General features: G+C 70.3%; 20 protein-coding genes. 3 read left to right on the top strand and 17 right to left on the bottom strand.

The window, feature by feature from the left end; genetic code table 11:
- Positions 1 to 9 precede the first annotated feature (9 nt).
- The 11 genes from ABD793_RS03635 to ABD793_RS03585 all read right to left on the bottom strand — a co-directional run bounded on the left by ABD793_RS03635 (position 10) and on the right by ABD793_RS03585 (position 11,940).
- Positions 10 to 1,275 carry an FAS1-like dehydratase domain-containing protein gene (locus ABD793_RS03635; RefSeq protein WP_344855231.1) on the bottom strand — a complete coding sequence of 422 codons (1,266 nt, stop codon included), beginning with the start codon at positions 1,273 to 1,275 and terminating at the stop codon, positions 10 to 12.
- A gap of 34 nt (positions 1,276 to 1,309) precedes the next feature.
- On the bottom strand, positions 1,310 to 2,803 hold the full coding sequence (locus tag ABD793_RS03630) for a class I adenylate-forming enzyme family protein (protein WP_344855229.1): 1,494 nt from the start codon (positions 2,801 to 2,803) through the stop codon (positions 1,310 to 1,312).
- Between the two features lie 5 nt (positions 2,804 to 2,808).
- Positions 2,809 to 3,951 (bottom strand): acyl-CoA dehydrogenase family protein, encoded by a 1,143-nt coding sequence (locus ABD793_RS03625; RefSeq protein WP_344855227.1) that lies wholly within the window; start codon positions 3,949 to 3,951, stop codon positions 2,809 to 2,811.
- 114 nt (positions 3,952 to 4,065) lie between these two features.
- Positions 4,066 to 5,280, bottom strand: a complete 1,215-nt coding sequence (locus tag ABD793_RS03620) for an acyl-CoA dehydrogenase family protein (protein ID WP_344855225.1) — start codon at positions 5,278 to 5,280, stop codon at positions 4,066 to 4,068.
- A gap of 2 nt (positions 5,281 to 5,282) precedes the next feature.
- Complete coding sequence (locus tag ABD793_RS03615; RefSeq protein WP_344855223.1) at positions 5,283 to 6,398, bottom strand: acyl-CoA dehydrogenase family protein; 1,116 nt, start codon at positions 6,396 to 6,398, stop codon at positions 5,283 to 5,285.
- A 304-nt stretch (positions 6,399 to 6,702) separates the two neighbouring features.
- On the bottom strand, positions 6,703 to 8,199 hold the full coding sequence (locus tag ABD793_RS03610; RefSeq protein ID WP_344855221.1) for a class I adenylate-forming enzyme family protein: 1,497 nt from the start codon (positions 8,197 to 8,199) through the stop codon (positions 6,703 to 6,705).
- A gap of 14 nt (positions 8,200 to 8,213) precedes the next feature.
- Entirely contained in the window at positions 8,214 to 8,579 is a 366-nt protein-coding gene (locus ABD793_RS03605; RefSeq protein WP_344855219.1) for a hypothetical protein, read from the bottom strand.
- 347 nt (positions 8,580 to 8,926) lie between these two features.
- Positions 8,927 to 9,232 carry a DoxX family protein gene (locus tag ABD793_RS03600; protein ID WP_344855217.1) on the bottom strand — a complete coding sequence of 102 codons (306 nt, stop codon included), beginning with the start codon at positions 9,230 to 9,232 and terminating at the stop codon, positions 8,927 to 8,929.
- 53 nt (positions 9,233 to 9,285) lie between these two features.
- Complete coding sequence (locus ABD793_RS03595) at positions 9,286 to 10,473, bottom strand: cytochrome P450 (RefSeq protein ID WP_344855215.1); 1,188 nt, start codon at positions 10,471 to 10,473, stop codon at positions 9,286 to 9,288.
- A 34-nt stretch (positions 10,474 to 10,507) separates the two neighbouring features.
- On the bottom strand, positions 10,508 to 11,695 hold the full coding sequence (locus ABD793_RS03590; protein WP_344855213.1) for an NAD(P)/FAD-dependent oxidoreductase: 1,188 nt from the start codon (positions 11,693 to 11,695) through the stop codon (positions 10,508 to 10,510).
- A complete protein-coding gene (locus ABD793_RS03585) occupies positions 11,692 to 11,940 on the bottom strand; it encodes a ferredoxin (protein ID WP_344855211.1) in 249 nt (82 codons plus the stop codon). Before ABD793_RS03585 ends, ABD793_RS03590 begins: the two co-directional genes overlap by 4 nt.
- A gap of 201 nt (positions 11,941 to 12,141) precedes the next feature.
- Here ABD793_RS03585 and ABD793_RS03580 point away from each other — a divergent pair, with 201 nt between their 5' ends.
- Complete coding sequence (locus tag ABD793_RS03580; protein ID WP_344855209.1) at positions 12,142 to 12,726, top strand: TetR/AcrR family transcriptional regulator; 585 nt, start codon at positions 12,142 to 12,144, stop codon at positions 12,724 to 12,726.
- Positions 12,727 to 13,762: 1,036 nt separating this feature from the next.
- Here the strand turns inward: ABD793_RS03580 and ABD793_RS03575 are convergent.
- A complete protein-coding gene (locus ABD793_RS03575) occupies positions 13,763 to 14,197 on the bottom strand; it encodes a GlcG/HbpS family heme-binding protein (protein WP_344855207.1) in 435 nt (144 codons plus the stop codon).
- 118 nt (positions 14,198 to 14,315) lie between these two features.
- Between ABD793_RS03575 and ABD793_RS03570 the strand changes: the two genes are divergently transcribed.
- Complete coding sequence (locus tag ABD793_RS03570) at positions 14,316 to 14,819, top strand: MarR family winged helix-turn-helix transcriptional regulator (protein WP_344855205.1); 504 nt, start codon at positions 14,316 to 14,318, stop codon at positions 14,817 to 14,819.
- Positions 14,820 to 14,954: 135 nt separating this feature from the next.
- Here ABD793_RS03570 and ABD793_RS03565 read toward each other — a convergent pair whose 3' ends face one another.
- The 5 genes from ABD793_RS03565 to ABD793_RS03545 all read right to left on the bottom strand — a co-directional run bounded on the left by ABD793_RS03565 (position 14,955) and on the right by ABD793_RS03545 (position 20,933).
- Positions 14,955 to 16,589, bottom strand: a complete 1,635-nt coding sequence (locus tag ABD793_RS03565; RefSeq protein ID WP_344855203.1) for an AMP-binding protein — start codon at positions 16,587 to 16,589, stop codon at positions 14,955 to 14,957.
- Positions 16,590 to 16,673: 84 nt separating this feature from the next.
- Positions 16,674 to 18,029: an alkaline phosphatase family protein gene (locus ABD793_RS03560; RefSeq protein WP_344855201.1), complete on the bottom strand. Its 1,356-nt coding sequence runs from the start codon at positions 18,027 to 18,029 to the stop codon at positions 16,674 to 16,676.
- The gene (locus ABD793_RS03555) at positions 18,026 to 18,622 is read right to left on the bottom strand and encodes a cytidyltransferase (RefSeq protein WP_344855199.1); all 597 of its coding nucleotides are present in this window, start codon (positions 18,620 to 18,622) and stop codon (positions 18,026 to 18,028) included. The genes ABD793_RS03560 and ABD793_RS03555 overlap by 4 nt, the downstream gene beginning before the upstream one ends.
- Positions 18,619 to 19,692 carry a selenide, water dikinase SelD gene (selD, locus tag ABD793_RS03550; protein WP_344855197.1) on the bottom strand — a complete coding sequence of 358 codons (1,074 nt, stop codon included), beginning with the start codon at positions 19,690 to 19,692 and terminating at the stop codon, positions 18,619 to 18,621. Before selD ends, ABD793_RS03555 begins: the two co-directional genes overlap by 4 nt.
- On the bottom strand, positions 19,689 to 20,933 hold the full coding sequence (locus ABD793_RS03545; protein WP_344855195.1) for an acyl-CoA dehydrogenase family protein: 1,245 nt from the start codon (positions 20,931 to 20,933) through the stop codon (positions 19,689 to 19,691). Before ABD793_RS03545 ends, selD begins: the two co-directional genes overlap by 4 nt.
- Before the next feature lie 89 nt (positions 20,934 to 21,022).
- On the opposite strand from ABD793_RS03545, the gene ABD793_RS03540 reads away from it, so the two are divergent.
- Positions 21,023 to 21,649, top strand: a complete 627-nt coding sequence (locus ABD793_RS03540; protein ID WP_344855193.1) for a TetR/AcrR family transcriptional regulator — start codon at positions 21,023 to 21,025, stop codon at positions 21,647 to 21,649.
- Positions 21,650 to 21,866 lie beyond the last annotated feature (217 nt).

Genomic DNA, 21,866 nt, shown 5'->3' with positions numbered 1-21,866 from the left:
CGGCGCGGCTCAGTCCGCCCGGTGGCGGGTCAGTTCGTGGGCGACCATGCCGTCCAGGCCGGGGGCGGGGGGTTCGGGAAGCGTGACCGGGTTTCGGCGCGTGGGCAGGAGAACCACCGCCGTGGCCGGGCTCGTCACCTCGCCGCGCTGGTTCTCGCACCGCAGCTCGATGTGCACCTCATTGCGGCCGCCTTCCCGGGCTTTGCCCACGACGCGGCCGCGCACCCAGGTCGTGTCGCCCAGATAGTTGAACTTGCGGTGCTCGCACCGCAGCTTCCACAGCCATCCCTCGTCACCGGCCCAGTCGGTCAGCAGGTGGCACAGCCAGGTCTCGCGCATGCCACCGTAGTCGTAGGCGTTGGGCAGCCCCAGCTCCTGGGCACGTGCCGGCTCCCAGTGCAGCCGTTGCACCGTGTCCGGGATGTTCAGCGCGTTCGGCGGGTAGAGCCCGGGGGCCTTCCGCCGGATGTCCGCAGCGATCTTGAACGCGCCGGGCGGAGTGAGCTGCATTCCCCACCCCAAGTGCCACACCACCACGTCGGTGGTGGTCAGCGGTCCCTTGACCTTCGGCGGCAGCTCCTCGCCGATTTCGACGTCCTCGAAGTGGCGTGGTTCGGCTCCGCGACGGCTCTCCGCTGCGTAGGCCGCCTCGATCCCGGCGATCTCCTCCGGCCGGTACGGCTCTTGTCGGAGCTTCTCCCTCGCGCGCTTCTTCGACGTGTGCCGTTCTGCGTTGATCCAGGTACCCCGGCGCACTGCGTGCATCTCACCGCGGCCGTTGGCGTAGAGGAAGCCGTTGGTGACGTGCGCGGTGCGGCCGCCGAAGCTGCTGCGCTTGGCCTGCACGCCCACCTGAGCCTGCAGCATCCGGCAGCGATCCCCCAACCGCAGCGGCCGCCACCACTCGAACTCCATCACCGCCTGGTAGGACCCCAGCCCGGCGAACGGGTCGCCCCGCAGCAGCGCTTTCGCCTCCGGATCCGGTTCCGGAGCGGCATCCTCGCCCATCGTGTAGAGAAACGTCGGTGGCGCCACCAGTGCGCCCCACCGCGTGCCCAGCGCATAATCCGGATCGCAGTAGAGCGGGTTGTCGTCGCCGTAACCGAAGGCGAAGTGCCGCACGCCGTCCCACGTGACCTCGTAGTTGTGCGGCGAGCTGTGCTGGGGTTTCGGGATGCCGAGGCGACGGCGGGAGCGTTCGATCGCCTCGTCGGTCAGCAGCCCGAAGGTCTCCGCGCGCTGCTGCTCGTTACCCGTCCGCTCGGTGCTCGTCATCGCAGAATCTCCTCCTGGTGCCGGGCCGGGCCCGCTACGCCTTCTCGGCGAACCCGGCCCGGACGACGTCGATCAGCTCGACGCGGCTGACCTTGTTGGACGGCGTGCGCGGCAGCTCGTCGAGCGCGACGATGTGCACCGGGACCTCGTAGGGCGTCAGGTGTTCCCGGCACAGCGCAATGAGCTCGGCCACCGACGGTGCCTGCTGCCCCGGCTCGACCTCGACCGCCGCCACCGGAACCGCACCCAGCCGCTCGTCGGGCAGTCCGGCGACGGCCGCCTCACGGACCGCCGGATGCGTCTCCAGCGCACGTTTGACGGTTTCGGGCGCCACCTTGAATCCGCCGCGAATGATCACGTCGTCGGCACGCCCCTCGATCCACACGAAGCCGTCGGTGTCGATGCGGGCGAGGTCGCTCGTGCGCGTCCAGGTGCCGCTGCCCTCCGCCGCCTGGCCGGTGCGCACCTCCAAGCGGCCGCTCGTGCCCGGGGGCACCTCCTCGCCGTCCGCCCCGGTGACCCGCAGCTCCGCCCCGGGGAACGCCCGGCCGGCGCTGCCGGCCTTGGCGTGCCACCACCTCTCGTGCAGCGGCAGTGTCCATCCCGCCACCGCACCGGCGAACTCTGTCGCACCGTAGGTCGTCAGCACCCGGATCCCGTACTTGCCGAAGAACGCGTCCGCGAGCTCCGCGGGGCAGGGCGCGGTGCCGGACGTGACCACCTGGAGGCTCGCGAGCCGCTCCCCCGGGACGTCCGCTTCGAGGACCGTCCGCAACGCGGCCGGCATGAGACTCGCGACGCGCAGCCGATGGCGTTCGACGGCACCGACCCACGACTCCAGCGCGAACTTGGGCATCAGGATCATCCGGCGGCCGGTGTACAGGCAGGCCAAGGCCCCCCACAGCCCGCTGATGTGCACGAGCGGCGAGTGGACGATCGAGGCCGACCGGCTCAACAGCTGATCCGCTTTCGGAACCTGACCACCCGCAACGAGTCCCTGGTCCAGCTGGGCAGTGCTCAGGTGCACGCGCTTCGGAGGGCCCGTCGTGCCGGAGGTCAGCATCTCCACCGCGATGCCGGGGCTGGTCACAACCGAGTCCGGGGAGATCTTGCCGCCTGCGGTACGCACCTGGCCGTCGCGGCCGAGCTGCAGGACGAGACCACGCGCATTCGCGGCCCCGGCCACGCCCTCCCGGGCGAGCACCTCGGCGTCCGCGACGACGACCGGCACGCCGGTGCGCTCGATGTCCGCCGCAAGCCGTTCCGCGGGCTGGAGCGGGCTGAGCGTCACCAGGCAGCGCCGGGAAGCGAGCACCGCGGCGGCGACCGACACGTGTGCGGGCCGGTTCTCGAGCACCACCCCGACCCGTGCGCCGACGCCGAGGCCCGCAGCATCGAGATGCCCGGAGACGGCGCGCGCAGTGGCCTGCACCTCGCCCCAGGTCCACCACGCGCCGTCGTGCTCGATCGCCTCGGCAGCAGCCGGCACATCCCGCAGCAGCAGGCTCAAGCGATCCCGAATTCCCACTCCGATCAACCCTTCGGCAGGCCGAGCACCTGCTCGGCAAGGAGGTTCTTCATGATCTCGGTCGTACCGGCCGCGATCGTCGACGAGCGGCTGCGCAGGAAGCGCTGCGCGGCCGGGTTGCCGGCCAGCAGGCCGTCGGCGCCCTGCACCCGCAGCAACGTCTCCCCCAGCTCGGCTGTGGTCCGGCTCCACGCCGCCTTGATGACCGACTGGGCCGCCCCCGGCTTCCCGCCCTCGCCGAGCGCGGCGAGCGCCCGTGCCCCGAGCAGCCCGGTCAGGCGAGCGTCCATCCACCGGCGCAGGATCTCCTCGCGCAGCAACGGATCGGACACGCGCAGACCGGGCACGAGGCGCTCCACCTCACGCTGCAGCCCGGCAGCCAGCGAGAGCACCCCGGACCGCTCGTACCCCAGCGTCGCCATGGTGACGCGCCATCCGCCGTGCAGCGGGCCGAGCAGCGCCGTGCGGGGCACCTGCACGTCGGTGAAGAAGACCTCGGCGAATTCCGATTCCCCGGTGATCTGGCGCAGCGGCCTGCGCTCGATGCCAGCGGAGTCCATCGGCACCAGCAGCACGGAGATGCCCCGGTGCTTCGGCGCGGCCGGATCGGTGCGCACGAGCAGCATCAGATGGGTGCCCTGCATACCGGCGGAGGTCCACACCTTCTGGCCGTTCACGACGAAGCCCGCGGCACCGTCGTCACCGACGAGCTCGGCACGGGTGCGCAGTCCGGCCAGGTCGCTGCCGGCCTCCGGCTCGCTGAAGCCCTGACACCAGATCTCTTCCCCGCGCAGGATCCGTGGCAGCGACTCGCGTTGCCCGGTGTCGCCGAAGAGGATCAGCGCCGGGCCCACGTTGTTGAGCCCCAGCACGCCTGCAGGCATCGGCGCGTCGACGCGGGCGAGTTCGGCGTCGCACTGCACGCGGTCGACAACCTCCAGCCCGCGCCCGCCGGCCCAGACCGGCCAGGACGGCGCCGCCCATCCGCCGTCGGCGAGCAGTCGCTGCCAGGCGAGCGCGGCCACGAACGATCGGCCGTCACCCCATTCGGCGCGGTATGCGGGAACGACCGACTCCAGGTACGCCCTGAGCTCGGCGGCCGCAGTGCCGATACCCGCCACCCCGGTCTCACCCGTCCGGACCCTCACATCGACTCCCTCATCACCTGCATTTTGCAACAGAGTACACTAAATAATCTCTCTTTAGACCGTTCTTAGCTATCTCGGGCATAAGTCGTGCAGGTATTTCCTAATTAAGGTCACTCATACCGAGCCATCTAGCTCGGGCATCGCCGGATCGCGCGGCAGCCCGAGCACCTGCTCACCGATCGTGTTGCGCTGGATCTCCGCGGTACCCGCCCCGATCGTCGACGCCCGGGTGCGCAGGAACCCCCACACCCAGCGGCCCCGCTGTACGGCATGCGGGTCCTGCCGCCCGAGCATCCCGCAGGCCCCCAACAGGTCCATGGCGAACTCGTGCAGATCCTGCTCGAAGGTCACGATGAACAGCCGCGACACCGACGAGGCCGGACCCGGCTCACCCTTGGCCATGATGTCGGCGATCGTGCGCATCCCGGTGTAGCGCAGGATCCGCACCCGCGCCTCGAAGTCCGCGAGCCGATCACGCACCAGCGGATCGGCGGTGGCACCCCGCCGGTGCGCCAGCTCGACCAGCTCGTCGAGCACCCGCCGGTACCGTGCGGCCTGGTTCATCGCCCCGGCCGCACGCTCATGACCAAGGCTGGTGCGCACCAGCGGCCATCCGCCGTTCTCCTCGCCGATCCGATCGGCCACCGGTACCCGCACCTCGTCGAAGAAGATCTCGCAGAACTGCGTGCCACCGGTCAGATCGCGCAGCGGGCGCACCGTGACACCCGGCGCGCGGGCGTCGACGAGCAGGTAACTGATCCCCCGCTGCCGCGACTGCGGTGTGCCGGTACGCACCAGCGTGAAGATGATGTCGGCGATATCGGCCGAGCTGTTCCACACCTTCTGGCCGTTGACCACGTACTCGTCCCCGTCGCGGCGCGCTGTCGCGCGCAGGGCCTGCAGATCGGAACCCGCTCCCGGCTCCGAGTACCCCTGCGCCCACACCGAATCGCCGCGCAACATCGGAGGCAGCAAGCGTTCCTTCTGCTCCGCCGTGCCGTACTCGATGATCGTGGGGGCCGCGATACCGAGACCGGTGCCCAGCGGGCCCGGCACCCTGGCACGGGCGTACTCCTCCTGGTAGATCACCTGCCTGGCGAAGTCCAGGTTCATCCCCCCGTATTCGCTCGGCCACCCCGGACCGGCGTATCCGGCGTCGAACACCGTGGCCAGCCATGCCTTCTGCCACGCCAACCGGTCGGCAGCGTCGCCGGGCGGCCGGCCGGGGTGGTTCTCCTCCAGGAACGCCCGCAACCGCACCCGGAACTCCTCGTCGGTTTCCGGCGCGCTGCCCGGCTTTACCGTGCTTGTCCGCGATGTGCCCGGCACCGTCAGATCCCCACCAGGTCGGCCAGCCGCGCCCGATGCGACGCCGGGGCGCCGAACAACTGCTCGGAGGACTTGGCGCGCTTGAGATACAGGTGCGCATCGTGCTCCCACGTGTAGCCGATACCACCGTGGATCTGCAGGTTTTCCTTCGCCGCATGGGTGTAGGCCTCGGCGCAGTAGGATCCGGCCAGCGCCGCGGACACCGCCAGCTCGTCGGTCCCGTCCGCGGCGACCGAGGCGGCATGATAAGCCGCCGAACGCGCCCCCTCGAGAGCCAGCAATACGTCGGCACACTTGTGCTTGATCGCCTGGAACGAACCGATCGGCCGGTCGAACTGCACCCGCGTCTTCGCGTACTCCACTGCGGAGTCCAGGCACGCCTGGGTACCCCCGACCTGCTCGGCGGCCAGCGCCACGACCGCAAGATCGAGCACGGTGCGCAGGTAGCCGGTGGCATCCCCGCCGGGCCCGATGCGCGTGCCCACCACTGCATCGAGATCGATCCGGGCGAGCCGTCGCGTCAGATCGAGCGTCTCGAGCCCGGTGCGCTGCATTCCGGCGGCACCGGCCGCCACGGCGAACAACCCCGGCCCCTCCTCGGTGCGCGCCACGACCAGCAGCAGATCCGCCGTGGCACCGTCGACGACGAACATCTTCGTACCGGTCACGAGCCACCGGCCGTCGCGCTGCTCCGCGGTGGCCGCAACGTCTTCCAGCCGCCACGACCCGCTTTCCCCGGCCACCGCCAGCGTTGCGGTCACCGAGCCGTCGGCGATGCCGGGAAGCCAGCGGGCCTTCGCCGCGTCATCCCCGCTGACGACGAGCGCCTGGCCGGCCAGCGCGACCGTGGCGAAGAACGGCGACGGCACCAGCGCCCGCCCCATCTCCGCCAGCACGATCCCCAGCTCCACCGGCCCTCCGCCGGATCCGCCGTACTCCTCCGGAAACGCCAGCCCCGGCAACTCGAGCTGGCCCGCCATCTGCGCCCAGACCGCCGGATCATGCCCCTCTTCGGACTCCATCCAGCGCCGCACGGCAGCGCTCGGCGACTTCTCGGCCAGGAAGCGGCGCACCGACGCGCGCAGCTCCTCCTGTTCCTCGGTGAACGTGAGGGTCACGGACTGCTCCTCCACAGGTGCCGAACGTCTCGCCGGTTTCCCGGACGAGAAGGTGAATTGAGTATACTTCATAGGCCGGCATTCCCGGCGACCTCCGGATGACTTCCGAACGGCTCACCGCGCGGCACCGGGTGCGGCACGGAACTCGAACCGCCAGATCCTCGACCCAGAGACCCTTGCCGGGCCACTGATCGACCACGATTGCTTCGGCACCGGACGCGGTTCGCTCCGGGATCGCGGAGTACGCCGGAAGTCCGCCCCCCTGCGTGGACCGCTCCTCGGCGTGGCCGATCGAGTGTCCGGATCAGCTGCGCAGCTCAGCGACGATCTCGCGCCGGGACAGCTTGCCGGTGGTAGTGCGCGGGAGCTCGGGCCAGCAGACAATCCGGTCCGGGGTTTTCGAACCCCGCAGGACTTCCCGGACGGTGGCTCGCAGCACCTCGACGTCGACTTCGGCGCCGCGCCGTGGCACGACCACGGCCTCGATGCGCTGCCCCCACTCCTCGTCGGGAACGCCCACCACGACGGCGTCGAGCACGTCGGGGTGGCGCATCAGGATGTCCTCGATCTCGGCGGGCGCGATGTTCTCCGCCCCGCGGATGATGGTGTCGTCGACGCGGCCCTGGAGGTAGAGGTAGCCGTCGAGGTCGAGCCGGCCCTGATCACGGGTGTGGAAGAAGCCGCGCTCGTCGGTCGCCGAGCCCTGCCCGGCGTACTCGCCCGAGACCTGCTCGCCGCGCACCCAGATCTGCCCTGTGGTGCCCGCGGGCACCACCTCGCCACACTCGTCGCGGACCTCGATCTCGATCCCCGGCACCGGACGGCCTGCCGAGGAGAGCCGGGAGCGCACCCGGCGGTCGTCGCTGGCGATCGCGGCTCGGTGCTCGTCGGGCCCGAGTATCGAGATGGTCGAAGAGGTCTCGGTGAGCCCGTAGGCGTTGACGAACGCCACGTGCGGCCACTCCCGCAGCGCGGTCTCGATGACCCGGAACGGCATTTTCGCCCCGCCGTAGGCCAGCGCCCGAAGCGACGGCACCGACCGGTCGACGCCGTCGGCATCCATGATCCGGGCGAGCATGGTGGGCACCACCATCGCGTTCGTCACGGCCTGCTCGCGCACCAGCTCCAGCCATCCCTCCGGGCTGAACTGCTCCAGGGTCAGTGTCCGGCGCCCGCCGTAGAGGTTCGTGAGCACGTTCGACACGGCCGCGATGTGGTAGGGCGGCACGCTCATCAGCGCCGCCTCGTCCGCGTCGGCAGCGGCGAATTCCACCGTGCCGACCACATAGGAGACCAGGTTGTGGTGGCGCAGCACCACACCCTTCGGGACCGATGTCGTGCCGCTCGTGTAGATCAGCACCGCGGTGCTGTCCGGGTCGGCCGGCTCTTCCCCGGCGCCGTTGCCGGCGGAGTGGCTGGCCGCCGCGGCGGCCAGCCACTCCGCCGGGCTGAACACCGGCAGCCCGGCCCGGACCAGCGGCTCGGCCTGCCCGGGTTCGGCGATCCCGAGCGCACGGGGATGCTTGGCCAGCAAGGCATCGAGCTGCTCGCGCCCGAGCCGGTAGTTCACCGGCACCAGTGGCACCCCGGCCCGCGCCGCCCCGAACATCGCCACCGGGAAGGCCGGACCGTTGACCGCCAGGTACACCACGGCGTCGGCACCGGCCTCGCGCACCACCTGCCCGCCACCGAGCGAGAGCTCGCGCAAGCGCGCAGCGGTCAGCCCGTCCTGCCTTGACCCGATCACGACCCGGTCAGCGCAGCTGTCGGCCACCATGTCCAGCAGCATCGTGATACTCATGGCTCAGCCCCGGCTCAGTCGGAGGCGGGCAGCGGCTTGGCGTCCTTCAGCCGCAACGGGGTGCCGTTGACCGCGAGGCTGCCCTCGCCGGCTTTGGTGCACAGGAGCTCGATGCCGAGCTCCTCGTCGGCATAGCGTTTGCCGAGCCGGGATCCGGCCATCTGGGCCGGGTCGGCGGTGCCCGCGGTCTCGGCGGGGCCGGCGGTGCCCGCGGTGCCGGCGGTGCCCGCGGTGCCCGCGGTGTCGGCCTTGGGGCCGCGGGGATCCACCATGCCCGCACCACCACAGGTGATCTCCAGGTCGTCGCCCGTGCACCGCACGACGGCCACCGTGGTGGTATCGACCGTGCTGGCGAGCATCTGGCCAACGCGAAGCTTCATTGCAGCAACCTCCGGGGATCCGGCCAACTCGTATAAGAGTATACTACAAAGGCTCGATCTGGGTCGCCCGGCGAGAACCGGGCACCGGCGCCGGGGCTCCGTTCCCGGCGCACGAGCCCTCATCCGGCATGCCCGGCGTCTTCCCGGTCCGGCACCGCCGACGGCTTCGGGCGACGCCAGAATGCCGCGAGCTGAGCAGTGGCCGCTGCCGCCCCAGCCCGAGGGCCAGCGCAGCCCCTCGCCGCCCGTCCGGCCGCCGGTTCCACCCCAAGACCCGGTCAACGCTGAAGCGGCCGGGTCCGGGTGCAGCCGCCGCCACGGACGCGGCCGCGGGGTTCAGCACATACTCATAACCGTCGTCCGGGACGAAGAATCCGTTCCGCAGGTGGGCCGAACGCGCCGCGACACCCATCGCGGCCGACCACCGCGGCGGCCGCCAACGGTGTCGCAGCCCCGGCCGCGAGTGCGGTACCGGCACCGATCTCCACGACTGCGCTCGCCACCGCCTGCGCACCGGGGCGTCGGAACCCGACCGAGGAGAACGATCCGGCAGTGCCGTTCAGGGTGCGGGCGTGCCGCACACCGTGCGCGATCATCGTGCCGCCGACGACGCCCCGCAGCAGCAGCCGTGCAGCGTCCGTGCCACTGATCAACTCGGGCTCCTTCCCTCGATTAAGGGTACTTAAATGCCGAGCTGAGCGAGAATTCATCCCCAGGTGATCGGCAGCGCCCGAACCCCGTTGACCGGTCCGAGCGGCCGGAAGGTCAGCTCCGACTCCGGAGCCGTGATCCGCAGGTCCGGCAGCCGGTTCAGCAGCGCCGGGAAGGCCACCGACATCTCCATCCGGGCCAGCTGCTGCCCGAGGCACTGGTGGATGCCGTGCCCGAAGGTCAGGTGCGGACCGGGCGCCCGCTGCACGTCGAAGACGTCCGCGTCGTGCAGGAACTCGGGGTCGCGGTTGGCCGAGGGCAGCGAGACGACGACCAGCTCCCCGGCCGCGATCTGCACGCCCCCGATCGTGATGTCCTCGGTGACCAGCCGGGGTGAACCGGAGTGCACGATCGAGAGGAACCGCAGGATCTCCTCGACCGCGGTACGCAGCACGGCCGGGTCGTCGCGCACCATGGCCAGTTGATCCGGATGCTGCGTCAGCAGCAGGGTCCCCAGCCCGATGGTGTTGGCGGTCGTCTCATGCCCTGCGATCAACAGGATGTTGCCGATCCCCAGCAGCTCCTCGTCGGTGAGGTTGTCCGCGTGCTCGCGGATCAGCATGCCCAGGATGTCGTCACCGGGGTTCGTGCGGTGCCGGGCGATCAGCTCGGTCATGTAGTCGTTCATCTCGCGGCTGTTCTCCCGCTGCCGGTCCGGCCCGGCGGTGGGGTCCAGCAGCACGTCACTGCGCCGCTGGAAGTCGGCCCGGTCCTCGTAGGGCACCCCCAGCAGCTCGCAGATCACCAGCGACGGCACCGGCAGGGCGAAGTGCTGCATCAGGTCGGCAGGCGGCCCGGCGGCCACCAGGTCGTCGAGGAACCCGGTGACGATCTCCTCGACCCGCGGGCGCAGCGAGTTGATCCGCTTCACGGTGAACTCGCGGGTGAGCATCCTGCGGATGCGGGTGTGGTCCGGCGGGTCGAGCGACAGCAGGAATCCGGGCTGCGACGTCCCGTTGTCGCCCGAGCTGAACGAGTTGCTGGTGTGCGGGCTGCCCAGCACTTCACGCACGTACTCGTGGTTGGTGATCAACCAGGTGGTCAGCAGCTGACCGTCCGGGAACTGCCGCTGGACCTGCATGACCGGCTTCTCGGCCCGAAGCCGGGCGAATTCCGGGGCCGGGTTGATCGGGTGCGCCGGATCCCGGTTCGAGGACGGGGCGGTGAGCGGGGTGGCATTCATCGGTATCTCCATCAGGTGTGGCTGTCCGGGAAACTCATGCGGCGGTGCTGGACGGGCGCCCGATCGCGGCACGGGCCGCGCGGAAGCCGCGCGGGTCGTTCCAGCCGACCGCGCCGATGACGTGCTCGCCGGCCGCAACGGTGGCCGCGAACTTGCCCTCGCCGGGGTTCCCGCTGACCACGGTGAGCGCGGTGTCCTCCGGGTTCTCGCCGACCAATTCACCGGCGAAATGCAGGGAGACGTCGTACTGATTGGTCCACGAGCTGGCCATCGGCGCATAGGGCCGGGTGTCGCCGAGGATGCGCCGCGCGACGGCGAGCCCCTGTGCGGAGGCGTTCGTACGGTCCTCGCGCCGGACCAGACGGCCCAGGCCCTCGTGGTACCAGCGTGCGACGTCGCCTGCCGCGTAGACGTCCGGAGCAGCTCGGCAGTGCGCGTCGCAGACGACGCCGTCGTCGACGGTGAGACCGCTGCCCTGAAGCCAATCTGTCGCGGTGTCCGACCCGAGAGCGACAACCACCAGGTCGGCGTCTATGCGGGTGCCGTCGGCGAGGACCACCTCGCGCACCCGCCCGCCATCGCCTTCGAGCCGGGCCACCCCGACACCCGTGTGCAGCTTCGCGCCGCGCCGGGTGTGCAGCGTGGCCAGCATTGCCGCCAGCTCATGGCCGGTACGGGACCACATCGGCGCCGGTTCCTTGTCGATGAGGGCGACCTCGAGCCCCATGCCGCGTGCGGTGGCGGCGATCTCGCAGCCGAGGACGCCGGCTCCGACCACCGCGATCCCGCGCGCGTTCAGCATCTCCGTCCGCAGCACAAGGGCGTCGTCGAGGGTGCGCAGCACGTGCACCCCGTCCAGCCCGCGCGCAAAGCCGGGAAGCCGGGGAGCCAGCCCCGTCGCCACGACGGCGCTCGACCACCGGAGGCGTTTCCCGTCGTCGAGTTCGGCGGCGTGCGCGTCGACGTCCAGCCCGACGACGCGGTGGCCGAGCAGCCATCGAGCGCCGAGGCGACCGAGATCCGCCGACGGCCGCAGCTCTGTCTGCTCCGGCGTCAGACGGCCGTCGAGAACGCGTTTCGACAACGGTGGCCGGTCGTAGGGAGACCACTTCTCCGCACCGACGACATCGATGGGTTCCTGATAGCCCTGCTCGCGCAGCCCTTCGACCACCCCGAGGGCCGCCGCTCCGGCACCTATGACGAGGACGCCGTCCCCGCTCATGCGCCACTCCCCCGCACGAGCCGGATCGCCGCGGCCGGGCAGAGTGCGGCGGCCTCCCGTGCCGCGGGCAGCTCGTCGGAGCGCGGCTCGTCGCGCAGCACCACCGCGATCCCGTCCTCGTCGCGCTGGTCGAACAGATCCGGGGCGACCATCACGCACTGACCGGCCCCGATACAGCGGGGTTCGTCGACGACGATGCGCGCGGCCCCGTGCTCCTGTGCGGTCACACCCTCCGGTGCCTCCATGACATTCACCATCCAAATCCCATCGCAAAGACTCAGTGCCGTTGACGTGCCGACGGCCGGCACCGGCAGGTCCGCCGCGTCCGACGGCCGGGGCACGTCCGACGGAGCGGCCGCGGAGCGGGCTCCGCTCCTACTGACTAACAATGCCAGATTGGCAAAATTTGTCAACACGGCACGTCGTGACACGGTAGGGTCTGCACCATGGAGCGCAACAGTCTCAACCAGCGGCGCAGGAGCCAGACCCGACTCGAGATCGCCACAGCCGCCCTTGCGCTGTTCGTCCGGCACGGCTACGACGCCGTTGGGCTCGACGCAGTCGCCGAGGAGGCGGGGGTGTCACTCCGCACGCTTTACCGGTACTTCCCGACCAAAGACGAGCTGCTCTCGCCGATCGTGGCGACCGGCACCGCACGACTGGCCGACCGGCTGGCCGAGCGGCCTGCCGGGGAACCCCTTGTCGAAGCGGTCGAACGCGCGTACGACACGTCGTCGATCTGCGCGGGCCCAGAGAACGTCCACGTTCTCATCGACCTGCTGATCACCGTTCCGGCGCTCCGCGCCCGCTGGCTCGACGATCTGCGCACCGTCGAGGAGGCACTTGCCCCGGTGATCCAGGATCGCGCGCACGGCGATCTCGACGAGGACCAGGCACGCTGCACGGCCGCGGTCATCGTCACCGCACTCCGCCTGGTACTGGAGCGTTCGGCGCGGCCGGGGTCGAACCTGTCGCTCAGCGCCGAACTCGGCCACACCCTGCACTACCTGCGCGCCGGCGCCCACCTGTGACGGAGGCGGGATCGACGACTCACCACCATCGACAGCCCCCCACGGCCACCAGCACACCCGTGACGATCCGATGACGAGCTCAACAAGCTGACCGACGCCGACCCACCGCGTCCGGCAACAGACCGGGGCCGCGTGCGGGGCAGGACCGCGTCGGCGGTGCAGAACATCTCTTCTTCCCCGGTGCGATCCACCAGGCGGGCCGGCGATTTCCCGGGCCGCAGCGCACGAAGCCCGCGGAATCCGGAGCCGGGGCATACTCGGTCGGCAGTGAACCAGCGAGTGGTACGCCGGCCCCGAGCCGTTCGTCTGGATCAAGACCGCCGACGACGCCCTCTCCGGCTACGGCAGCCGATCGACGACTCACCACGCTGGAGCACCCCGCGCTCCGAACAGCTGCGATGCGCGAACCGGGCGGCTGGAGCACCTCGCCGAAAATTTCCCCATCGTGCTCACCGGAATAGGGCCGGCGCGAGGGTTGCGGGAAAAACGTGGTGCCAGATTTTGCATGACAATTGCTTCGAGCCTCGTGGGCTCGTTTCCGGGCGTACCAGAACGAGTTCACCTTCGTAGAGCGCGACGATGGCCTGTTCGCCGACGTCGATCGCCCGCGCAGGTGCATCGGTTTTTGCGGTAGCGGCCCCGACTTGTCACCTCGGGAGTGAAGCGCAGCAGCGTGCATCCGGCGCCGGACAAGTCCATTATGGACTTTCCGCCGGACGCGCCGGCGTACGGTGGGTCCGTGCCGGCGACCTGCCGCGGACCGCATTTCCGTGCTCAATTCGGTCGTGCGGTTGCGGTAGGCTGGCACCGGATCGCGGCCGCGTCCGAACCGTTTGGCGCAGCGCAGTACCAGGTGCCGGGCGGGTGGTCCGGCGGGAATCCGGCTGTCACCGCCTGATCGGCGACTCTCGGCCGGACCACTGCCCACGATCGGCACCGGTGTGCCGATTTCTCCGGCCGTCGCCACGGCGCCGTCGTCTTGACGCCACGCCATCCGGTGGCCGAGCACCTCACGAACAGCGCTGCCGTGGCTCGGTCACTGCGCCGCCTCGATCGCGGCGGCACCGGCCTGTGCAATCTGGTCGTCGCCGCTCCAGTGTCCGCCGGACACGCCGATGCCGCCGACCACCTGCCCCGCTACTGACAGCGGGAGTCCGCCGCCGAAGGGCACGAACCGGTCGATCCCGGTCGGGGCGCCGGTCGCGAGAGGAGCGTCCTGCTGCAGGAACTCGTGCCACTGGCCGCTGGGCAGGCCGAACCCGGCCGCGGTGTAGGCCTTGTCCTGGGCGAGCTGCGCGGCCTGCAGGGCCGCACCATCCAGCCGGGCGAATGCGCTGAGGTTCCCGCTCGCGTCCACCACCGCGATCGCCGAAGGCTGCTCCGCGGCTTCCGCCGCCGCGATGGCCGCCTGCAGCACCCGCCGGGCCGCCGCACCACTGATACTCGGAATCTGCCGGACAACGTCGGTCATGTTCTTGCCTTCCGTCGGAGGAGGATCGCTCGCATCTTATCAGCATGCTGACAGGAGTCAGTATGCAGTCATACAGAAGCGCGCCTGCGCTCGGCAGAACGTTCGCTAAGCTGGGCGAATGGTGCACTACACGGCGCGGTTGCTTGCCTACATCAAGCGCGCGGAACAAGCCACGCAGCAAGCAAAGGAGCAAGTGCTGCGCGGCTACGGCATCACGCCGGCACAACAGGCGGCGCTGACCATCATCAGCGAACACGAGGGCATCAGCTCCGCCGAACTGGCCCGGCAGTGCCAGGTCACCCCGCAGACGATGAACAGCACGGTGGGCCGGCTCGAGGCTCGCGGCCTCATCCGGCGCGCTCCGCACCCGATGCACCGCACGTTGATCGAACTCACGCTGACCGAACACGGCCGTGACTTGTTCGAACGCGCCGACACCCGGGTTTCCGCTCTCGACGCCGACCTCGCCGCGGAACTCAGCCCCGCCGAACTCACCACCCTCAAGGAACTGCTCACCCGCGTCATCGACACCGCGCCTCGCGCCGCGGACAAGCCCGAGCCGCAACCGGCTCCGCCGAGTGCCCGCCACCGCGTCAAAAGCCACCGCGTCAAAAGCCGGTAGGCCCATCGACGCGCTTCGCTGAGACACCCACGGCACGGAGCTGGGTGCTGCCACCGGGGCCGGAAGCCGTCACGTTCGAGCGGGATGCTTTCGCCCCCGGAAACCCGCCGAATGAGCAAGTCCAGGCAGATTCCCTCATCCGTTCGCCAGCATCCGCACGGACTGCTCGCGCATTTCGACCTTGCGGACCTTGCCGGTGACGGTCATCGGAAACTCGTCCACGACCAGCAGGTAGCGGGGGATCTTGTAGTGCGCGAGTTTGTCGGTGGCGAAGGCCCGGAGACTCTCCGCGGTCATCTGCTCGGCGCCGTCCCGAAGTTTCACCCAGGCGCACAGTTCCTCGCCGTAGCGGTCGTCCGGTACTCCGACGACCTGGGCATCGACGATATCGGGATGAGTGTGCAGGAACTCCTCGATTTCGCGGGGGTAGAGGTTCTCGCCACCGCGGATGACCATGTCCTTGATCCGGCCGGTGATGGTGACGTAGCCGCGGGCGTCCATGACGGCGAGGTCGCCGGTGTGCATCCAGCGGGCGGCGTCGATGGCTTCGCCGGTCTTGTCCGGCTGGTTCCAGTAACCGAGCATCACCGAATAGCCGCGGGTGCACAGCTCACCGGGCGCGCCGCGGGGCACGGTCAGCCCGGTGCCGGGGTCGATCAGCTTGATCTCCAGATGCGGGTGCACCTTCCCGACGGTGGAGACCCGCTGGTCGAGGGAATCACCGACGCGCGTCTGGGTGGCGACCGGTGCGGTCTCGGTCATGCCGTAGCAGATGGTGACTTCGTGCATCCCCATCCGGGAGACGACCTGCTTCATGACTTCGACGGGACAGGGGGCACCGGCCATGATCCCGGTTCGCAGTGCGGAGAGATCGAAGGTGCCGACGCCGGGGTGGTTGAGTTCGGCGATGAACATCGTGGGCACCCCGTAGAGCGACGTGCAGCGTTCCCCGGCGACTGCGGCGAGGGTGGCCACCGGGTCGAAACCGGGGCCGGGGATGACCATCGTGGCACCGTGGGAGGTGCAGGCCAGGTTGCCCATCACCATGCCGAAGCAGTGGTAGAACGGCACCGGGATGCAGACCCGGTCCAGGTGGGTGTAGCCGCAGATCCGGCCGACCGAGAAACCGTTGTTCAGGATGTTGTGGTGCGACAGTGTGGCACCTTTCGGTGCTCCGGTGGTACCGGAGGTGTACTGGATGTTGATCGGATCGTCCGGGGACAGTCCGGCCTGCGCGGCGAACAGCCTGGCCGGGTCCGCCGCCCGTCCGGCCGCCAGGACGGCGCGCCAGCCGGCCGAACCGAGCAGGACCACCCGGCGCAGGTCCGGGCAGTCGCCGCGGATGCTGTCGATCATTCCGGCGTAGTCGGAGGTCTTGAATTCCCGCGCGGCCACCAGCAGCGAGATCCCCGCCGCGCGCAGCACGTAGCGCAGCTCGTGGGTGCGATAGGACGGATTGATGGTGACCAGGATCGCGCCGATTTTCGCCGTCGCGTACTGCAGCAGCGTCCACTCGGCCGTGTTCGGGGCCAGGATCCCGACCCGGTCTCCTTTGCCGACGCCCGCGTCGAGCAGGCCCAGTGCGAGAACATCGGTGTCCGCGCGGAATTCCCGGTAGGTCCAGCGACGGCCGGTGCCGGCCTCCACCAGTGCGTCGCGGCCGGGGTGCAGCGCAGCGGTGTGGTCGAGGTTCTGGCCGATGGTCTGGTAGAGCAGCGGGACGTCCGCGACGCCGGAGGTGTAGGACAGAACGGGGGAAGCGCTGGTCACAACAGTCTCCTTTGACCTCGTGCGGCAGAGCAGGTTTCGTCGCCCGGCAGGCCGGACGGGTTCGCGAGCGGTGGATCGGCGTTGTCAGCGGTGCGGCTCGGGACCGGCGGGCATGCACTTCGGCGCGTCGGGCAGCGCGTGTGCTCCGACCGGGGTGGTGCGATGGCCCAGGAACGCGGGGCGGTTGGCGTAGCTCAGCAGCAGCGGGAGGAGGTCGTCCGCGCTGATCCGGCCGTGCCAGCCGTACCGGGTCGCCCGCTCGCCGGCGGAGGTCACCTCGTCGGCCCGCACCGTCGGGCCGGCGACGATCAACGGGGTCGGCTCGCCGGCGTGCAGGAGGCCGTGGGTGGACGGGGTGGCGTGGTCACCGGTCACCGCCACCACCGCCCGGTCCGCGAGGCCGAGGAGCCCGCCAAGGCCACGGTCGACGGCTTCGAGCGTGTCGTGTTTGGCGTAGGGGTCCTTGGTGTGCCCGGCCTCGTCAGTGGCCTTCGAGTGCACGTGCACGAAACGCGCGCCGTCGGCGATCAGCTGCTCGGCGGCGGCGATGCGCTGCCGCAGGTCGACCGCCGGGTCGGCCTCGGCACGCAGGTGGGTGAAGGGCATGCCGAGCAGCGTGGCGAGACCCCGATACAGCGGCGTGCTCGTCACCGCCGCCCCGATCACCCCGGCGCGGTCGGCGAACCCGGGGACCTGCCGGCGGGTGCCCGACCATTTGGTGGTCAGCACGTCCAGTGCGGGAATCCCCCGTGCCCGCCGGGCCGCGTTGACTTCGCTGCCGAGCAGGACCGCGCGGACGTCCGGGAGCGCCCGTGCGAGGCGCCGCGCGAACGGGGCGCCTTCCGGCAGCGTCTCGACGGGATACAGCCACGGGTGGATGTCTTCGAAGAACGGGTCGGTATCGGTCACCGCGCCGCTGGCGTCCTCCGGTGCGACGAGGACGCTCTCCCCTTGCCGCCCGACCGGAAGCGCGGCCAAACCGTGGGTTTCGAGGACTGGGCCCACCTCGTGGTAGAGCGCTGCGGCGTCTTCGTCGTCCAGAACCCGTTTCGCCCGCCCGGTGATCCACACTCGGTCCGAGCGCACGGATGCCGGACGCAGTGCGGCGTAGCTGACCGCGACCCCGGAAGGAACATCGAGTCCGGCGCCGAGCGCCTCCAGCACCGCGCGCCCCGGGAACACGACGTCGCCGAATCCGAACATCGACCAGTGCGCGAGTTCCGAAGAGGGGGCGCGGCCCCAGCCGAAGGGAAGGTGCCATCCGGTCGCGCCGGCTGCCGCGAGCCGGTCGAGGTTCGGCGTCCACGCGGCCTCGGCGGGCGTCCGGTCGCCGAGTTCGGCGATCGGCCGGTCGCCGAGCCCGTCGAGGACGACCAGGACGATCGGCATGCGGTCGTCGACCGGACGTGGCTGGGCTTCGCCGTAGGCGAGGGGACTCATCGCGGCCGCCCGGCGGAATCGGCGCCGCGGCGCGCTGCCGCCAGCGCACGCAGCGGCGCCACCACGGCCGGCGGGACCAGCTCTTCCCAGGGGTCCCCGCGGTCGATTCTGGCCCGGATGTCCGAGCCGCTGATCCGCCCGTCCGGCTCTCCGACGAGCCGTTCGACGAGGTAGCCGCCGTCGGCGAGCAACCCGGCTTTCCGTTCCTCCCATGCGGAGTAGGAACGAACGAAATGCCGGGCATGCGAGGGCACGTACTCGTACCAGGATTCCGGCCGGAACAAATCGAACGGGACGATGGTGAAACGGCCGTCCCAGCCGTCTGCCGTGAGCGCCGCGGTGATCAGCCGTGACCTTTCGAAGAAGGTGAACGGGTTCCCGTCCTCGGTGTGCCGGTGCGCCGAGGACGGCTCCTCGCGACGGGTACCCGCGTCCGGGTTGGTCAGCCCCACGAGCAGATGATCGGCGCCGGACAAGGCGATCCTCATCAGCTCGAGGTGCTGGTTGTGCACCGGCTGGAACCTGCCGGTGACGCAGGCGAGTGCTTCGGTGCCTGCCCTGCCCGCGGATTCCGGGGCCGTCGCGTCGCTCATCGGGGGACCGCCTCGGCCGAGACGAGCCCGGGGCTGCCCTCGACCAGCTCCCCGACGACGCTCGCCACCACCTCGCCCTTCCGGCGCAGGTCGGCAACGACGTCGTCGGCGGTCGCGGGCGGCACGGCGAGCAGCAGGCCACCCGAGGTCTGCGCGTCCGCGAGCAGCAGCCGCATGTCCGCGTCGAGGTTTCCCGGCCGGAACCAACCCCGGTCCAGTGCGGTACGCAAAGTCACCCGGCTGCCGTCGGGGCCGAAGCCACGAGCGACGAGTTCTCGCACCCCGGGCAGGAGCGGGACCGCGCCGGCGTCGATGCGTGCCGAAACACCGCCTGCCACTCCCATCTCGTGCAGATGCCCGATCAACCCGAAGCCGGTGACGTCGGTACCGCCCGACAGGCCGAACCTGCTCGCGGTCGCCGCCGCATCGGCGTTCAGCCGGCACATGGACCGCACCGCCGCGGCCACCACGGCGGAGTCCGCGCCGCCCCGTTTGATCGCGGTACTCACCACCCCCACCCCGAGTGCCTTCGTCAGTACCAGGAGGTCGCCGGGTTTTCCCCCGCCCTTCCGGAGAATCGCGGACCGCGGCACCTCGCCCACGACCGCCAGCCCGTACTTGGGAGCAGGGTCGCTGATCGAGTGGCCGCCGGCGAGCGCGGCACCCGCGGCCCCGAGCGTTTCGGCGCCGCCCGCCACGACCTGCCCGAGCAGCCCGGGGTCCAGGGTGCCCGGCCAGCCGACCAGGTTGAGCGCGAGCAGCGGCCGTCCCCCCATCGCGTAGACGTCGGAGAGCGCGTTCGCCGCCGCGATCCGGCCCCAGTCCCGGGGCTCGTCCACCACCGGAGTGATGAAGTCGCAGGTGAGGACCAGTGAACGGTCGGTGAGTCCGGCGAGGTCGTAGATCGCCGCGTCGTCGGCGGGGTCGAGCCCGACCCGCAGGCCCGCCGAGGCGGCACCGGTCGAGCGAAGTCCGGACAGCAGGTCCGCCAGCACACCCTGCGGCATCTTGCAGGCGCAGCCACCGCCGGGGGAATACTGCGTCAGGCGCGCGGCGGTCGCACTGCTCATGCCGCCGGCCCCTCGTGCTCACGCAGCAGCCGACGGGCGATCGAGTTGCGCTGGATCTCCGAGGTTCCCGCGGGGATCCGCAGGTTCCGGGCGATGCGGAAGAGTTTCTCCTCGGGAGATCCCTGGATGAGCCCGACCGCACCATTGATCTGGACAGCGCGGTCGACGACGCGGAAGAACGCCTCGTCGTTGATCAGCTTGATGAGGCTGATCAGGCGCGGCGCCTCGGGACTGAGCGGAATCGCGAACGGGCCGAGTGCGTCGAGGCGCTCTTGCGCGACCAGTGACGCCGCACGCGCGGCGAACCGGTCCGCGTCCATGTCCGCCAGCAGGTGCTGGATGACCTGGAGATCGGCGATCGGACGGCCGCTGACCGTCCGGCGGGTGGCCCTTTCCAGTGCCCGGTCCATCAGCCATCCGGACCATCCCGCGCACATGCCGCCCCTGGTGACGCGCCGCCAGTTGATCCAGGACATGGCGAGCGCGAAGCCGTCGCCGACCTCGCCGACGACGTTTTCGGCCGGGACCCGCACATCCCTGAGTTCGAGTTCGCCGGTGAGACCGTCGCCGAGGATGGTCGGGATGTCGCGCCCCCTGGAGAATCCGGGTGCGTCCGCATCGACGAGGAACATCGACAGCGACCGGGTGCCCGCACCCGGTTCGGTGACGGCGACCACCTGGAAGAAGTCGGCGAAATGGGCGTTGGTGATCCACGCCTTCTGCCCGTTGACGATCCAGTCGCCGCCGTCCCGCCGGGCATGGGTCTGCATGGCCAGCACGTCGGTGCCCACGCTGCGCTCGGTGTTCGCGAACGCCGTGGTCACCTCCCCGGCCATCAGGGGGTCGAGATACCGCTCGCGAGCGGGCCCCGACGCGTGTTCCAGCGCCGGATTGCCGCTCTCGGTCCAGCCGAGCGCGGCCAGCCCGAGCCCCAGCCCCGCGGTCCGGTAGACGAACTCCTCCACGTGATGCATCTCGACCCGGCTGAATCCGCCGCCGCCGACGTGCGCGCCGAGATGCGGCTGGTAGAGCCCGGCCCTCGCCGACCGGCGCTGCACCTCCCGCCGGGCCGCCCAGACCGCCGGGTGCATCCGGCCCGCCTCGTCGAGATGCGGCTGCCACGGGGTGCCGGCCCGCTTCGCGGCAAGGTCCTCTTCGAGCGGCGCGACCTCCTGCTCGAGGAACCGGCCGAACCGCGCGGTGTAGTCCACCGCACGGTCACTCAAACCCACGCTGTCCATCCGCAACCCGCTCCTTTTGAACACTGTTCATACTCCATGAACGCTGTTCAATCAAGGTAGCATGACGGACCCGAGACGGAAGGCTCTTCATGTCGCGCAGTGCCCGAGACGACGTACGCGAGGCGATGACCGAGATCAAACGGGCGAGCGTCCTGGACGCCGCGCTTCGCGTCTTCGCCACCAAAGGGCTACGCGGTGCGAGCATGCGGGCGATCGCGCAAGAGGCCGGTTATGTCGCCGGCGCCCTGTACGCCTACTTTCCCAGCAAGGAGCACATCTACGCGGCCGCACTCGAGAAGTCACTGGATCGCCTGGGACAGGAGATCCGGGGTGCAGCGGAAGCCGGAGCGAGTTCCCGTGACCGGCTCCGGCGTGCGGGGCTCGCCTACTTCGATTTCTACGACAAGAACCCACGGGATATGGACATGGGGTTCTATCTCTTCGGCGGGGGAATCGAGCCGAGGGGGCTGTCGGACGAACTCGACCGGGCACTCAACCGGAAACTGCTCGACGCACTGGCCCCCATCGCCGAGAGCGTCACCGCGCTCGGCGCCCCCGCCGAGGAAGCCGACCGAGTGGTCGCCGGGATCTTCGCCTGTGCTTCCGGCATCCTGCTGCTCGCGCACACCCGCCGTCTCGCCCTGTTCGGAGCCGACGCGCGGCAGTTGATGCTGCACCAGCTGGATCTTCTGATCGAATCGGTACCGCAGCGATAACCTCCCGCGAGCGACGACTCCGGTGCCGCGATCCCACCTGGAACCCACGCAGGGCGCGCGGGCGGCTGCCCTTCAGCCACGGCTCGGCTGCGACCGGTCTCCGGCACAAGACGACCGCACCGCCTCCGGCGGATGCAACAAGACCGTGCCCGCACAGCTGACAACCCGACGACGAGCCGCGGCCGAACACGTCCGGCACACATCCGCCGGGTCTTGT

It is taken from the genome of Amycolatopsis ultiminotia, assembly GCF_039536925.1.
Classification (GTDB): Bacteria; Actinomycetota; Actinomycetes; order Mycobacteriales; family Pseudonocardiaceae; genus Amycolatopsis; species Amycolatopsis ultiminotia.
The sequence above is the reverse complement of the archived record's forward strand: the minus strand, read 5'-3'. Positions and strand labels throughout refer to the sequence as shown.